At 48.3% G+C, this 15,334-nt stretch carries 16 protein-coding genes and 4 tRNA genes; 17 read left to right on the top strand and 3 right to left on the bottom strand.

Going from position 1 to position 15,334, the window contains the following annotated elements; all coding sequences use genetic code 11:
- Positions 1-82: 82 nt before the first annotated feature.
- Complete coding sequence (locus ACYVAM_RS06450) at positions 83-538, bottom strand: YkvA family protein (protein WP_461065105.1); 456 nt, start codon at positions 536-538, stop codon at positions 83-85.
- A gap of 181 nt (positions 539-719) precedes the next feature.
- Between ACYVAM_RS06450 and mdh the strand changes: the two genes are divergently transcribed.
- Both mdh and ACYVAM_RS06460 read left to right on the top strand, forming a co-directional pair.
- Complete coding sequence (gene mdh / locus ACYVAM_RS06455) at positions 720-1,661, top strand: malate dehydrogenase (RefSeq protein ID WP_461065107.1); 942 nt, start codon at positions 720-722, stop codon at positions 1,659-1,661.
- A 113-nt stretch (positions 1,662-1,774) separates the two neighbouring features.
- Complete coding sequence (locus ACYVAM_RS06460; RefSeq protein ID WP_461065109.1) at positions 1,775-2,227, top strand: DUF2846 domain-containing protein; 453 nt, start codon at positions 1,775-1,777, stop codon at positions 2,225-2,227.
- Between the two features lie 388 nt (positions 2,228-2,615).
- Here the strand turns inward: ACYVAM_RS06460 and ACYVAM_RS06465 are convergent, their stop codons facing one another.
- Together ACYVAM_RS06465 and ACYVAM_RS06470 are read right to left on the bottom strand one after the other, a co-directional pair.
- Positions 2,616-5,192: a zinc-dependent metalloprotease gene (locus ACYVAM_RS06465; RefSeq protein ID WP_461065111.1), complete on the bottom strand. Its 2,577-nt coding sequence runs from the start codon at positions 5,190-5,192 to the stop codon at positions 2,616-2,618.
- 136 nt (positions 5,193-5,328) lie between these two features.
- Positions 5,329-5,838 (bottom strand): DUF4293 domain-containing protein, encoded by a 510-nt coding sequence (locus tag ACYVAM_RS06470; protein ID WP_461065112.1) that lies wholly within the window; start codon positions 5,836-5,838, stop codon positions 5,329-5,331.
- A 95-nt stretch (positions 5,839-5,933) separates the two neighbouring features.
- Between ACYVAM_RS06470 and mnmC2 the strand changes: the two genes are divergently transcribed.
- From mnmC2 to rplL, 15 genes are all read left to right on the top strand, one after another.
- Complete coding sequence (gene mnmC2 / locus ACYVAM_RS06475) at positions 5,934-6,608, top strand: tRNA (5-methylaminomethyl-2-thiouridine)(34)-methyltransferase MnmC2 (protein ID WP_461065114.1); 675 nt, start codon at positions 5,934-5,936, stop codon at positions 6,606-6,608.
- 89 nt (positions 6,609-6,697) lie between these two features.
- Positions 6,698-7,288, top strand: a complete 591-nt coding sequence (locus tag ACYVAM_RS06480; RefSeq protein ID WP_461065116.1) for a thioredoxin family protein — start codon at positions 6,698-6,700, stop codon at positions 7,286-7,288.
- A 140-nt stretch (positions 7,289-7,428) separates the two neighbouring features.
- Positions 7,429-9,450: a M13 family metallopeptidase gene (locus ACYVAM_RS06485; RefSeq protein WP_461065118.1), complete on the top strand. Its 2,022-nt coding sequence runs from the start codon at positions 7,429-7,431 to the stop codon at positions 9,448-9,450.
- Between the two features lie 66 nt (positions 9,451-9,516).
- Entirely contained in the window at positions 9,517-10,053 is a 537-nt protein-coding gene (locus tag ACYVAM_RS06490) for a hypothetical protein (protein ID WP_461065120.1), read from the top strand.
- 115 nt (positions 10,054-10,168) lie between these two features.
- A tRNA-Tyr gene (locus tag ACYVAM_RS06495) sits at positions 10,169-10,251 on the top strand.
- 60 nt (positions 10,252-10,311) lie between these two features.
- Positions 10,312-10,384 (top strand) — tRNA-Gly (locus ACYVAM_RS06500).
- 27 nt (positions 10,385-10,411) lie between these two features.
- Positions 10,412-10,483: transfer RNA gene (locus tag ACYVAM_RS06505), tRNA-Thr, on the top strand.
- 153 nt (positions 10,484-10,636) lie between these two features.
- Positions 10,637-11,824, top strand: coding sequence for an elongation factor Tu (tuf, locus tag ACYVAM_RS06510; protein WP_046577464.1), 1,188 nt, complete (start codon positions 10,637-10,639; stop codon positions 11,822-11,824).
- 123 nt (positions 11,825-11,947) lie between these two features.
- Positions 11,948-12,018, top strand: a tRNA-Trp gene (locus tag ACYVAM_RS06515).
- Between the two features lie 18 nt (positions 12,019-12,036).
- Positions 12,037-12,228 carry a preprotein translocase subunit SecE gene (gene secE, locus ACYVAM_RS06520; protein WP_093832236.1) on the top strand — a complete coding sequence of 64 codons (192 nt, stop codon included), beginning with the start codon at positions 12,037-12,039 and terminating at the stop codon, positions 12,226-12,228.
- Between the two features lie 102 nt (positions 12,229-12,330).
- Positions 12,331-12,897, top strand: a complete 567-nt coding sequence (gene nusG / locus ACYVAM_RS06525; protein ID WP_461065122.1) for a transcription termination/antitermination protein NusG — start codon at positions 12,331-12,333, stop codon at positions 12,895-12,897.
- Between the two features lie 149 nt (positions 12,898-13,046).
- Positions 13,047-13,490, top strand: a complete 444-nt coding sequence (rplK, locus tag ACYVAM_RS06530) for a 50S ribosomal protein L11 (RefSeq protein ID WP_046577462.1) — start codon at positions 13,047-13,049, stop codon at positions 13,488-13,490.
- A 25-nt stretch (positions 13,491-13,515) separates the two neighbouring features.
- On the top strand, positions 13,516-14,214 hold the full coding sequence (gene rplA / locus ACYVAM_RS06535; protein WP_461065124.1) for a 50S ribosomal protein L1: 699 nt from the start codon (positions 13,516-13,518) through the stop codon (positions 14,212-14,214).
- A 3-nt stretch (positions 14,215-14,217) separates the two neighbouring features.
- On the top strand, positions 14,218-14,751 hold the full coding sequence (rplJ, locus tag ACYVAM_RS06540; protein WP_460937226.1) for a 50S ribosomal protein L10: 534 nt from the start codon (positions 14,218-14,220) through the stop codon (positions 14,749-14,751).
- Between the two features lie 112 nt (positions 14,752-14,863).
- On the top strand, positions 14,864-15,247 hold the full coding sequence (gene rplL / locus ACYVAM_RS06545; RefSeq protein ID WP_460937228.1) for a 50S ribosomal protein L7/L12: 384 nt from the start codon (positions 14,864-14,866) through the stop codon (positions 15,245-15,247).
- Positions 15,248-15,334: the final 87 nt, after the last annotated feature.

Below are 15,334 nucleotides of genomic sequence, written 5' to 3' on the forward strand. Positions count from 1 at the left end.
TCAAGTTTCAGCCTGCCTGCCGGTTATTTCTTCTGTCAAAGGACCCGCATACGCTAAAAACAACAAACGGGCGCTTTTATACTTACCCGATCTTGATCGTTTTAGGCGATTGGGTGTTGTTGTCGCTGGCCGTTGTTTGTTCCCACTGGCGGAACTTCTCAATATCACTGCCGATCGAACTGAACAGCCAGCCAACCAGCGCAATGTCATCGGCAAAGCCGACAATTGGCAGAATGTCCGGGATAATATCCAGCGGGTTGACAAAATAGAGTAACACAGCCACGATGCTTATCAGTGTTTTCCAGGGTAACTGGCGATATTCGCCCGATGCGTACGCTTTGACCAGGCGCGTAACAATGCCCAACTGTTCTCTGAATGCCGCAATATTGTTACCTGACAAGCCGCCACTTTTTGCCAGAGCATCTTTAACCAACTGAAAGAGACTCCGTGAGTTACGGGCATATCGCACAGCACCCACGTTGGCTCGTTTAAAGAAAATAGACGATAATATACGCGAAATAAGACTACTGTTTGCCATTGTGTTTACTATTACTGGTCGCTGATCAGGAAAGCACTTGTGTGAATGTTTAACAAAAAAACATTGAATAATCTATAAACGTTGTAACCCACTATAAGTTTTAATCCATACACTTTGGTTTGTCTTAGTACGGAACCGTACTTTTGCGATCACTTGTTAACCTTTTAATTTCGAATACAGTATGAAAGTTACCGTAGTAGGAGCAGGGGCCGTTGGTGCCACTTGCGCCGACAACATCGCCCGTCGGGAACTCGCCCATGAAGTTGTTCTTTTAGACATCAAAGAAGGCATCAGCGAAGGAAAATCGCTTGATATGCTCCAGGCATCGACATTGCTCGACTGCGACATAAAGCTGGTTGGCTCAACCAATGATTATGAAAAAACCGCCGGTTCCGATGTTGTTGTGATTACCTCGGGCCTACCGCGTAAACCCGGTATGACGCGCGAAGATCTGATCGGTATCAATGCTGGTATTGTAAAAGGAGTAACGGAAAATATTCTGAAATACTCGCCCGACGCGATCTTCATTATTATCTCCAACCCAATGGACACCATGACCTACCTGGCGCTCAAGTCGTCGGGATTGCCCAAAAATCGGGTCATTGGTTTGGGTGGTGCTCTGGACTCTGCTCGTTTCAAAACCTATTTATCGTTAGCGCTGGAGTGTTCGCCCAATGATTTGCAGGCATCTGTAATCGGTGGTCACGGCGACACGACCATGATTCCGCTGACACGGTTGGCGACCAAAGCGGGTGTGCCCGTAAGCCAGTTTCTGGATGAAGAAACGCTGAAGAAAGTAGCCGCCGATACCATGGTTGGTGGAGCGACACTGACGGGTCTGATCGGTACATCGGCCTGGTATGCACCGGGTGCTGCCGGAGCCTACATGGTTGAAGCTATCCTGCGCGATCAGAAGCGTATTATTCCATCCTGTGTGTTGCTGGAAGGTGAATACGGTCAGTCGGACATTTGCCTTGGCGTACCGGTGGTGCTGGGCCGCAGTGGTTGGGAAGAAATTATTGACTATAAATTAACCGACGAGGAGCAGGCTGCTTTCAATAAATCGGCCGATGCCGTTCGGAATATGAATGGTGTGCTGAGCACGTTGAACATCGGTCTGTAGCAACAACCCGTTTTTCTAAAAAAGAGGCTTTCTATTTTCTATAGGTGAGCCTCTTTTTTTGCCTGAAGTGGTCCAAACTCTTTTTTGTCAAACACGTATCTTACATCACAACCATGAAGACAGTTTCTCTTGTCATGCTACTCTGCTTGAGTATGCTTGGCTCTGCTTTCCGGACTGACTCAATGCAGAAGAATACCACCAGTACGGACGATTTTGCTACTGTATATATTTACCGGGGTGGTCAGTTTTTTGGGTCAGCGCTAAACTATGCCATTTTCGCTAATGAAGAAATGATCTGTAAGCTCAGCAACAACCGGTACATCGAATACAAGGCCAAGCCTGGTAAGTTGTCGTTGACGGCGCATCGCGGGGGTGTCGAGATATTCAAGAAAGAAACAGGACTTGATCTCAACGTTGAGGCTGGCAAGAAATATTATGTCAAAGGCGATCAGAAATCGAGCATAACCCGCACTCGTCTGGAGCTTTCGGAAGTAACGGAGAACACGGCCAACCGGGATATGAAAGAAATGACAGTCGATGTCTGTCAGGAGGCCGCCAAGAAATAGTGACGCGCTACTTATGCATAAAAAAATCCCGCCAAATAAGGAGCGGGATTTTTTGATTTGTGCCGTGCCAATGTTTAAATCGACCGGCGAGTCCAACTTGCAAACACTTTAGTAAATACTTGATATTGAAGGGGTCAACTGGCCCCGTCGGCCGCTTGCTGAAAATGGAGACGTATTGTTCGCAAGCCGCCACCTGATTAGACAATCTGAAAAGTCGTAGTACTACGAGTAAGGTCTCCAACAAAGCTATAACGACCAGTTGTAGAAGAGCATGGTCTACTGGTTAAATTATAATTAAACTTAGAGCGTGTCCTTTTATACTTATATCTAACAAGTGTGTATAGGACAAAAAAAAGCCATCTGCTAGCAGATGGCTTTGGGTTTGAAATTATTTCCAGTCGCAGTCGGGCGAGAGCCACTCCTGACCCGGATCGATGGGTGCGCCATCGGGTGGCGCAAGAGTCGCAGCTACCGGAATTGAACCGGGATTCGTTTCGTATTGTCCGATCAGCCAGTACAGATAATCAGGCGTTTTACCTGAAGCAGTTTCATTGCCAGACGTTCTGACTGTTGGCAAAATAACCGTTGGTTCAACGGCGTACTGGCTCTTGATCCGCATAATACCTTCATGAGCGGAAGCCCGAACGGCCCCATCCAGCTCTTTGTCGACGGCCAATTGCATCAGACTTTCCAGCACTTTACGGTGCAACATGCGCCGAATCGCTCCGTCATAGGTGGCATCTTTTTTGTTTTGACGGTAGCCTTGCGGAGAGCCGTATGTCGACGTAATCAACTGATCGATCACCTGATCCAGACTCGGCAATTGACCGTTGACCACCCACCGCTGGCTCGCCAACCGGGCGCAACGCTCGGGGTTGAGCATCAATCTAAGGGTCATGCCTGCCGCAGCTTCGGGCGGACCCAATGGGTCGAACGTGATGCCGGTACGGCGTTTGAAAACTTCACGCGGATTGGGGTCGTATCGAAAAGGACGGGGTGGAATCAGGTTGAGTACGGCTTGGGGAACAGCCAGAAACGCAGGGTTCAGGGTTGACAACAAGGCGCTCAACGCCCGGTTCTGTTCCTCTGCCGGAACCGCCGACAGCACCGCCTGGCCATCGCCCCGTAAGGCATTCGTATACGTTTGGCCACCCAAGACTTTGGCGGCTGCCTCAACCTGATATCGATGAAACATGTACATCGGCACAAACACTTCCTCAAGGGTTGCCATAGGAGCACCGACGGGAATCTTCTTCTCCGTAAAATTCGCCAGGGCTATTTTACGCACGTCCATTACCCGCTTTAATTCATCTACGGCATTCGAACCATTGTCCCATAAATGGGTTCCGGGGTGCGATGAGCCTTCGGGCCGGGCGTCCTGATCGGTCAGGAAAGTGAGACCAGCCTTGTGCATGTCGTTGACCAGTTTATCCAGCGCCTGTTTTTCATTGGTGCTGCTGGGAAACTGTTCGTATCCGTAGCGAATGCTCCATTTATCGTAAGCGCCGATGCCCTTGGCGTAGGCGTCGGACAGGTCGATACCAGCTCCTTTTATTTTGGCAACCATAGTGGGGTAATCCATTACCGAGGCCCGACCAAAGCGTTCTGTGGCACCGGGCGCACTGCCTTCTGTACTGGCTATGTAATTATGCGGCAGCCCAAGGGTGTGACCAACTTCGTGAGCCGCCAGTTGTCGCAACCGATCGAGCGACATCGTCATCATGGGATCAGCCTGCGAAGAATCCTGTCCGGCTGCGGCAAAATTGCCAACCAGGCCTTGGGCGATCAGGTAATCCTGCCGGACCCGCAACGAGCCAAGCGTAACCTTTCCTTTGATGATTTCACCCGTTCGCGGATCGCTGATGCTACCGCCGTACGACCAGCCCCGCGTGGAGCGATGCACCCATTGAACAAGGTTATAGCGAACGTCCATGGGGTCGGCGTCGGCGGGGAGCAGTTTCACCTGAAATGCATCTTTATACCCGGCGGCTTCAAACGCCTGATTCCACCAGGCTGTACCTTCCATCAAGGCCGATCGAATGGGTTCGGGCGTTCCCGGATCAATGTAATAGATAATGGGTTTAACCGCTTCGCTGACTGCTGCCGACGGATCTTTTTTCTCAAGCCGATGCCGCGATATATATCGCTTCATAATTGGCTGGCTCACGGGTGTGGCATAATCGAAATATTCGATGCCGCCGTAGCCGATGCGTGGGTCGAATACCCGTGGTTTGTAGTTCTTATCTGGTAGCTGCACAAACGAGTGGTGTTGGTGCATGGTAACGGCCGAGGGAGTCGGCACGACCTCCCGCAGATAAGCGCCCGGATTATCGCCTGTGAGTGTAATGATCGTTTCAAATTCCGTATTCTGCGGGAATGCTTTGGTACGGGCCAGATACATAGCACTCCGGGTGGGATCGAATTTAAAAGTGCCCTGTCTTGTGCGACTAATCGCCTGCACCGCACCAACCGCATCCTGCATCAGAAACGGTGTCAGATCAACAAGTACCTTGCCGCCCTCTTCGGCCACAATGTCGAAGCCAGCATGCACCGATTTCGCAAAGGACTCTTCAACGGCTCTTCGCTCGAGTGGATCGTTGGTAATGGCCCGATAGGCATAATTGGGTTCAATCAGCAAGACCTTTGGGCCACTCCGCTGAAACTTGACAATGTGTTCCTGACCTAATCGCCCGCGATCCAGCCCGATGTCGTTGGAGCCAACGCCCTGCGCCAGGGTCGGATAATACAGGAATTCGGTATCGAAAGCCGCTATTTCGAGCCATACTTTCCCTTTTTTCGCATCCCAGTAATAGGTCATAAAGCCGGGGTTGCGTTCCATTCCTGATGTGAAGGAAGAAATGCTGCCTGCTGTCCCTGTTCCGCTGGTCGGTTGGGCAGAAATCACACAAGGGATTGTTAATATTGTTACTAATGAATAGTAAAAAAAGAGTACCTGTTTTCGCATTGTCAATTGAGGTTGTAATTGCGCTCAAGATACGGCAAAAGCGATTACAGACGGGTGGATGTGTCTATAAAAGGATAACCCGGCCAAACTTTATAGTAAGACCGGGCTATTTTGTAAATTTTCCTGCAAGTCATGTCTACCGTAGCCGGTCCGAACCCCGTACTAATTTCTCGTCCCGGCGAATGAACCGATTGGCAAGAGCGTTGAATACTAAGGCGGCAATAATGGCATAAAAACCAGTTAGAAAAGTACCCTGATCGGCCGGATTTCCGTATTCCTTACTCGCATAAAGCGTCCGATAAAGAATGATGCCCATAATGGCGGTCAACATGAGGGCGTTTACGGCACACAGGGCCGTTTGAGTTAGCCTATTTTTAAACTGGAAAATAGCGTAGAAAGCTAACAACCCGACCAGAGCAATCAACAAGGCCAAATACCAAAGAGAATCGGTGTACGTTGTTGGCAATGATTGAGCGGGCAGCCCTGGCTGCGTGGCTACGGCTTTTTGGGTGGTGTATTGTAAGGCAGTGAGATGCGCCATTTCCGGCGATTTTGTCCCGGCCTTTTCCCAAAGCGGATTGGTCAGGGCAATACCCATGGCTACGGTAATAAGAAACAAAAATATCGTTTGAACGCGTTGGATCATTAGAGTTAACAGATAAATGAATAGTAAGTACTGTATCAGGAGTAGGCCAGTATACCGTACATGAACGAGCAAAAATAGGCCAAAAACGACAGATAATGAAAGCAGACATTCACCTGGTGGTAACCGCCGATGGTTCACACACCGCCGTTAATGAAGCGTTTGACAAACCCTATCACTCCATTCATGGTGCCTATCAGGAATCGCAGCGGGTATATATCGAATTGGGCTTATTACCCGCGTTCGAAAAATTTCCTGATTCTCAACTGCATATCTTCGAAATGGGCTTTGGAACCGGTTTAAATGCCTTAATGACCGCTCGGGAAGCACAGGCCAACCAGCATCGTGTGGTCTACACTGCTATTGATTCGTATCCTATGCCCATAGCACAAGCTCGACAGTTGAATTACGACGAGTTTTTTGAGACAGCTTATCTACCGGTACTCCATGAGTCGCCCTGGGAGGAGCCAATTGCGTTAAATCCCTATTTCACGCTCATTAAACACGAGGGAAAGTTGCAGGACTTGCAAACCACCGACCGGTTTCATGTCATCTATTTCGACGCGTTTGCGCCCTCGGCCCAACCTGAACTTTGGGAGCCGGAAATATTTAGTCAACTGGCTCATTTATTGCTACCAGGTGGTATGTTGACAACCTACTGTTCGAAAAGTTATGTCCAGCGCAATATGCGGGCAGCTGGCCTGACGGTAGAAAAGCACAATGGGCCGTTGCACAAACGCGATGTACTACGCGCCGTTAAACCAGCAGGGTAGCAATCTTGCTAATTACTGTACGCTTTTTTAAGCTACGGAGACTAATTTTATTAACCACCGAACGTTATCTGTTAAAACAACAGTACATTATGAACCGTCTGCTTCTCATCTGTGCGGCTTTCGTTTTCTTCACGATCACCGCATTTCGAATCCCGTTGCCCATTGAACCAGCCGTGAGCAAGGTCAGTGACGAACCCAAACACATTAAATGGCTAACGATTCAGGAAGCGTACGCGCTGACACAAAAGAAGCCGAAAAAGTTTGTTGTTGATGTATATACAGATTGGTGTGGCTGGTGCAAAGTAATGGATCGCGAAACGTTTTCGAAACCCGCCATCGTCGATTATGTAAACCAGAATTACTATGCCGTCCGGTTCAATGCCGAACAGACGGGCGATGTGACGCTGGGTAACCAAACATTCAAGTACATCAGCGGAGGAAGCCGGGGTGTTCATGAACTGGCCGCAGCGTTGCTCAAAAATCAGATGAGCTACCCAACGACGGTATTTTTAGATGAGAAATTTAATCTTATCCAGCCCATTCCCGGCTATCTCGAACCCCGGACATTTCATCAGATCATTACGTATTTTGGGAAGAACTATCACCAAAAAGAACCGTTCGACCAGTATAAAGCCGGTACTTACAAAGAATTTCAAGCAGCCTTAACGGCAGGAAGATAAGCCGCCAGAAAGTAGGAGCGCAGCGTACGTGAATCAAGTGAATATAAACGGATTTATCTGTTTTTCTGCACTTGATCCACGTACGCTGCGTTCTTGTTTTTTCTTATTTTTGTAGGCTTTTATTAATATTAACTGTCATCATGACTAAACGAGTAACTTTTTTTCTTACAGTAGCTGTCGCTATCGGTATTATAGCAGCAGTTCCCCAAAAGTTCATCGATCCCCAGAATATGGACTTATCGGTGAAGCCGGGGGATAATTTCTACCAGTATGCCAACGGCAACTGGCTGAAGAAAAATGCTGTTCCTGCCTCCAAAACATCCTGGGGAAGCTTCAATGAATTACGTGAAAAGAGCCTCGATGCCATGAAGTCATTGCTCGAAGAAGCTTCCAAAACATCAACAAAAGGCCGCTTGTATCAAATGGTGGGGGATTACTACATGAGTGGTATGGACAGTGCTACCATTGAACAGCGCGGTTTCGATCCCATCAAACCCGATCTGGCCCGCATTGAGAAGGTTAATAACAAAGCCGCTTTTCTGGATGAAGTGGCCTACCAACGGACGCAAAGCAACGGAATGCTGTTTGGCTTCTTTGTTGGACAGGACCGGAAAAACGTTACCAAATACCTGCCTCAATTCAGTCAGGGTGGTACGACGCTTCCCGACCGGGACTACTATTTGAAAAGCGATGCCCGCAGCACGAAGATTCGCGATGCGTATCACGACAACCTAACCAAAATGTTTGCCCTCATTGGTGAAGAGCCAACACAGGCGGCTCAGGATGCCGATGTAATCATGCGTGTTGAAACCGCGTTAGCAAAAGCGCAGATGCCCCGTGTCGATCTTCGCGATCCCTACAAGACATACAACAAATTAACCGTTAGTGGTTTTTCGAAATTGACACCAGGCATCAATTGGGCTGATCAGTTAACAAAATATGGCGCCAAAGGGCAGGATACAGTTTTGGTACAAAGCCCGGCGTTTTTCCGGTCGCTCGATAGCTTGATTGCCGCAACGCCCATTGAGGAGCTGCGGACCTATATGCGCTGGAACATTCTGAAAGGATCGGCCCCTTACCTGAGCGATGCTTTTGTGAAACAAAACTTCGCCTTTTCGCGTGTTCTGACTGGGCAAAAGGAACAAACACCCCGCTGGCAGCGCATCAGCAGCCTGATTGATGGCTCATTGGGCGATCTGTTAGGCCAGCTTTATGTGCAGAAATATTTCAAGCCTGAGGCCAAACAACGGATGCTGACCCTGGTCGATAACCTGGAAGCTTCCTACAAGGAGCATATTAAGAATCTCGATTGGATGAGTGAGGATACCAAAAAGAAAGCCCTGACGAAACTTTTGTCGTTTAAGCGGAAGATTGGTTATCCTGATAAGTGGAAAAGCTATGAAGGTGTTGTCATCAACCGAAACGATTACTATGGCAATGTCAAATCGGCCGGTAAATGGTCGTATAACTACATGATCAACCGGCTGGGCAAACCCGTCGACAAGACAGAGTGGGGTATGACCCCTCCGACGGTAAATGCGTATTACAACCCGGTTAACAATGAAATCGCTTTCCCGGCCGCTATCCTGCAATTCCCATTCTATGATTTCGAAGCCGACGATGCCATTAATTACGGGGGTATCGGTGCCGTAATCGGTCACGAAATGACCCACGGTTTCGATGATTCCGGTCGGCAGTACGATGCAGATGGAACCCTGCGTGACTGGTGGACAAAAGCCGATGCGGACAACTTCAAAAAACGCGCTGATCAGGTGAAAGAGCAGTTCTTCGGCTTCAAAGTTCTTGATTCCATCAAAGTAAACGGTCAGTTAACACTGGGCGAAAACCTCGCCGATTTAGGTGGACTGGCCATTGCCTACGATGCGTTCAAGAAGACAGCTCAGGGCAAATCGAGTGGCAAGAAAAGCCTGATTGATGGCTTCTCGCCCGATCAGCGTTTCTTTTTGTCATGGGCGCAGGTATGGCGTATCAATGTGCTGCCTGAAACAGAGGCACAACTTATTATGACCGATCCGCACGCACCGGGTTTATATCGGTGCAATGGACCGTTATCCAACATCAATGCCTGGTATCAGGCGTTCAATGTTCAGCCCGGAGATAAGATGTATAAAAAGCCTGAAGACCGGATTAAGGTCTGGTAATAAGAAGGTTATCCGCATAACATAGCCATGCTTGGTTGACCAGGCATGGCTATAAATCTATCTACCATGATGCCATCACGATTTATTGCCGTTCTGTTGTTCTTTGCCCTATCCTGCCAGACCAAGCCCAAGCAGGAAACACAAACGGCCTCCGCAACAGAGACGGAAGATAGTGCAGCAGCCTTGGCTAAGCGCCCTGGTCCAGACACGCCCCGGTCGGCAGCGGATCGTTTGGTAAGAGCGCTTTACTTTGAGCACAACAAGGCCGAAAATCCCATGCGGGAGACAAAAGATCGGGCGTTAATTGACCAGTTTTTTGCAAAATCGACAGCTGATCTCATCTGGAATGACGCCAGAAAAGCGTCGGCTAAGATAAACCGGTCAAAAATAAACTTACTCTATAACGAGCCGGATGCATCCATAAAAAAGACCTGGGTATTACCCGCGGTCATCGGCGGATCGAAGGCTATCGTCTACGTAACATTCGAAAATAAAGCTAAGCCAGAAGAGATTAGAGTGGATATGCAACAAGCAGCCGGTCGGTGGCGAATTACGGAAATCCAATACCCAAACGGGACGTCACTGACACGATTATTAAATTAAAAGTTGTGTTTACTCAATTATTTTTGGAGCATGTGTTGACAACACCATAAAAACGTGTAATTTTGCAACTCCAAACCGGAAACGGGGCGGAAAATGTTCTTTAGCAGTGTTTTTTGGGGAGTTTCCAGAGTGGCCAAATGGATCAGACTGTAAATCTGCTGGCGTACGCCTTCGGAGGTTCGAATCCTCCACTCCCCACTATTTAGTGATCAGGTATTCGCCAGTTAATAACTAGCGCAGGTACCAACCGCTAAGTTTGCGGAAGTAGCTCAATTGGTAGAGCGATAGCCTTCCAAGCTATAGGTTGCGGGTTCGAGACCCGTCTTCCGCTCAGTTAATTACACACTGTTGAAAACAAGCCGTTATAGCTCAGTGGTAGAGCACTTCCTTGGTAAGGAAGAGGTCCGGGGTTCAAATCCCCGTAACGGCTCGAGACTTCTTCGTGAAGTCTTTTTGACGGGGCCGCCCGTGCGGTTTCAAGCCAAATGATGTCGAACCTTAACGGGGAGATATTGTGCGGCTTTATTGACGTTCAGCGAGTTCATCCAATAACAAAAACAGTTCACAATAGCGTTTTAAAAACATGGCAAAAGAGAATTTTGACCGCTCGAAACCGCACGTAAACATCGGTACGATTGGTCACGTTGACCACGGTAAAACGACGCTGACGGCTGCCATTACGAAAGTGCTGGCCGAAAAGGGTCTAGCAGCGGTACGGGACTTTTCCTCGATCGACAACGCTCCGGAAGAAAAAGAGCGTGGTATCACCATCAATACATCGCACGTTGAGTATTCAACGGCGAACCGTCACTATGCACACGTTGACTGCCCAGGCCACGCTGACTATGTAAAAAACATGGTAACGGGTGCTGCGCAGATGGACGGCGCTATCCTTGTGGTAGCCGCAACAGATGGACCAATGCCACAAACACGTGAGCACATCCTGCTTGCTCGTCAGGTAGGTGTTCCTCAACTTGTTGTGTTCATGAACAAAGTGGACATGGTTGACGATCCAGAACTTCTTGAACTCGTTGAAATGGAAATTCGCGAGTTGTTGAGCTTCTATAACTTCGACGGTGACAACATTCCAGTTATTCAAGGTTCGGCTCTTGGTGGTCTGAACGGCGATGCTAAATGGGTTGGTACCATTGAAGAGCTGATGCAGAGTGTGGATGATTTCATTCCTCTGCCTCCTCGTATGACGGATCTTCCATTCCTTATGCCTGTAGAGGACGTATTCTCGATCACTGGTCGTGGTACAGTTGCTACGGGTCGTATCGAACGGGGTATCATCAACTCGGGTGAGCAAGTTGAAATCCTGGGTATGGGTGCTGAAAACCTGAAATCAGTTGTAACGGGTGTTGAAATGTTCCGGAAAATTCTGGACCGTGGTGAAGCCGGTGACAACGTAGGTCTTCTGCTCCGTGGTATTGAAAAAACCGATATCCGTCGTGGTATGGTTATTTGTAAGCCAGGTTCAGTAACTCCTCACCTGAAGTTCAAAGCTGAGGTTTATGTACTGTCGAAAGAAGAAGGTGGTCGTCACACTCCTTTCTTCAACAAGTACCGTCCACAGTTTTACTTCCGTACCACCGATGTAACGGGCGAAATTACTTTGCCTGCTAACGTTGAGATGGTAATGCCTGGTGATAACATCACGATCGAAGTAAGTCTGATCAACAAAATCGCTATGGAAAAAGGTCTTCGCTTCGCTATTCGTGAAGGTGGCCGTACCGTAGGGGCTGGTCAGGTAACGGAGATCCTCGACTAAGGTAAATATCTCAGAACAAGTGCATTTCTTACCGGAGATGCACTTGTTTTTTTGATAATAGTTCGTACTTTTGCAGTCCGTTTCAGAGCACGCTGATTCGGGCATTTTAGTGAAAAACTATAAACGGGTGTAGTTCAAGGGTAGAATAGCGGTCTCCAAAACCGTTGATGGGAGTTCGAATCTCTCCACCCGTGCAAATCCCTTACTTTACCATGGACAAGTTTGTATCGTTTCTGAAAGCCTCCTGGGAGGAAGTTCAGCATAACGTGACTTGGCCCAAATTCAGCGATCTGCAATCCAGTTCAACGCTGGTACTGGTAGCATCGCTGATTTTTGCGCTATTAGTCGGTCTAATCGATTTAGTATTTGAGAACGGACTGAACGCATTTTATCAGTCATTCTAAACTGATTTATAAAAGGCCGTTTGGGCGATATGCTTTTATCGCTTTAATAAACGACCGGTTGTACATCGTAACGAGGCCGCCCACGCGGTTCCAAATCATAACATGAGCGTAAACGGCATACAATGGTACGTCATACGGGCCGTGTCGGGGCAGGAGAAGAAAATCAAATCTTACCTCGATAACGAAATTATCCGGCAAAAATTGGACGAAGTAATTCCGCAGGTACTTATCCCAGCGGAAAAAGTGTACGAAATGCGTAATGGTAAAAAACGCGTTCGGGAAAAGTCATTTTTCCCCGGCTACATTTTGATTTCGGCTGATCTGGGTAATAACCGGGCGCTTGATATGATTCTCAATATGCCTGGTGTACTGGGTTTCCTGGGTAATGCTCAAGTTGGAACAACCTCGAAAGTGCCCGTTCCTCTTCGCCAGGCTGAAGTAAACCGCATTCTGGGTAAAGTACATGAAGAAGCGCAGGAAGTTGCTGCGCCAACGGTGGCTTACATCAAGGGTGAATCTGTAAAAGTTGTCGATGGCCCATTTGGGGGTTTCATTGGTACCGTAGAAGAAGTATTTGACGACCGGAAGAAAGTGAACGTCGTTGTAAAAATATTTGGCCGGAATACACCGGTAGAACTCAGTTACGCGCAAGTAGAAAAGGAAATCTGATTGTCAATCAGATTCCGTGACCGGACGTCCTATGCTTCCCTCAGAGGATAAACGGTCAAAACAAGTTGGTTTGCGATGAAGGAACCTGGATCGGTTATGTGACTAACTTCCAGAAGACGTAAGTTGTAAATCGTAACTCAATTATCACAATGGCAAAAGAAGTAGGTGGCTACGTAAAGCTGCAAGTCAAAGGCGGGCAAGCCAACCCCTCACCTCCAATCGGTCCGGCTCTGGGTTCCAAAGGTTTGAATATCATGGAATTCTGCAAGCAGTTCAACGGCCGGACGCAGGATAAAATGGGTACGGTGCTTCCGGTTCTGATTACGTATTATAAGGATAAATCCTTTGATTTCGTTATCAAAACTCCGCCCGCACCGATTCTGCTGTTGGAAGCAGCTAAGCTGAAAGGCGGCTCTGCTCAACCAAACCGCAACAAAGTGGGCTCTGTTTCCTGGGAGCAAATTCGGACGATCGCGGAAACGAAGATGCCCGATTTGAACGCCTTTACGGTGGAGTCAGCAATGAAGCAGGTGGCCGGTACGGCCCGCAGCATGGGAATCACGGTGACGGGCACAGCGCCCTTCGAGAACTAATAGACTTGCCGAAGCAAACACAGACATGGCTAAGTTAACGAAAAAACAAAAGGAAGCTCAATCGAAGTACGATGCTGCCAAAGAATACTCCCTCCAACAGGCGGCTGAGATTCTGAAGGAGATCTCGTTCACGAAATTTGATGCTTCTGTGGATATTGACGTTCGGTTGGGCGTTGACCCGCGTAAAGCTGACCAGATGGTTCGTGGCGTTGCCACATTGCCACATGGTACAGGTAAAACGGTTCGCGTTCTGGTGCTTTGCACCCCGGACAAGGAGAACGAAGCGAAAGAGGCTGGAGCAGACTACGTTGGTCTGGACGAGTACATTCAGAAAATCGAACAAGGTTGGACAGACATCGATGTAATTATCACGATGCCAAGTGTCATGGCTAAAGTTGGTCGTCTGGGTAAAGTACTTGGTCCACGTGGATTGATGCCGAACCCAAAATCGGGTACGGTAACGCCAGACGTAGCCAAAGCGGTTCGCGAGGTGAAAGCCGGTAAAATCGACTTTAAAGTCGATAAGCAGGGCGCCATTCACACCAGTATTGGTAAAGTATCGTTTACGCCAGAAAAACTGGCCGAAAACGCGCAGGAAATTATTGCGACACTGATGCGCCTGAAGCCTTCATCGGCTAAAGGAACGTACGTGAAAACAATCAACCTGTCGAGCACGATGAGTCCGGGAGTAACGATTGATAAAGGCACAGTAGCCGGAATTTAAGCCATGAAGCGCGAGGACAAAGGAGCAATTATTGAGGAGTTAACTGGAAAGTTCCAGTCGATTCCCTTCTTCTACATCACGGAAGCCAATGGCATGACGGTTGCTGAAACCAACAACCTCCGTCGGATGTGTTTTGAGCAGGGCATTGAGTACAAAGTGGTGAAAAATACATTCATCAAAAAAGCGCTCGAAGCCCTTGATACGGATTATACTCCGTTCAACGATACGGTTTTGCATGGTCAATCGGCGGTGATGTTTCACCCCGAAAATGGCAAAGCACCGGCTAAGCTTATCAAAGAGTTCCGTAAAACGAACGACAAGCTGCAACTGAAAGCTGCATCTATCGATTATAGCTTATTCATTGGCGCTGAACAACTCGATACGCTCATCGCACTGAAGAGCAAAGAAGAGTTGATCGGCGAAATCATCGGTCTGCTGCAGTCACCTGCCAAAAACGTCATCTCGGCGTTGCAAAGTGGTGGCAACAAATTGGCCGGTATCCTCAAAACGCTGTCGGAGCGTGAGGAAGCAGCCTAGCTGTAACGCGGACATCCTGTCCGCTTATTATTAATCCGATATTTTTTAGTGCCATGCGGACAAGATGTCCGCGTTACATATCGTATCACAATCAAATAAAAAAAATACTACAATGGCAGATTTGAAAGCGTTCGCGGAGCAGCTTGTAAGCCTGACAGTTAAAGAAGTTAACGAGTTAGCTACTATCCTGAAGGATGAGTACGGTATCGAACCAGCTGCTGCTGCTCCCGTAATGGTAGCCGGTGGTGCAGGTGGTGGAGATGCTGCTCCAGCTGTTGCTGAGAAAACTTCGTTCGACGTTGTTCTGAAGTCGGCTGGTGCTGCTAAACTAGCTGTCGTGAAACTGGTTAAAGACCTGACAGGTCTGGGTCTGAAAGAAGCTAAAGAATTAGTTGACACAGCTCCGAAGCCAGTGAAAGAAGGCGTAAGCAAAGATGAAGCTGAAGCCCTGCGTAAGCAACTTGAAGAAGCTGGTGCTGAAGTAGAAGTTAAGTAAGCAGATAGCTCTTTCGCATATCGCTCCAGGCAGGGGAGGCCAGACCAACGTCTGGTCTTTTCCTGTTTGGAGACTTTTTGTCTAAGC

Source organism: Spirosoma horti (assembly GCF_054776595.1).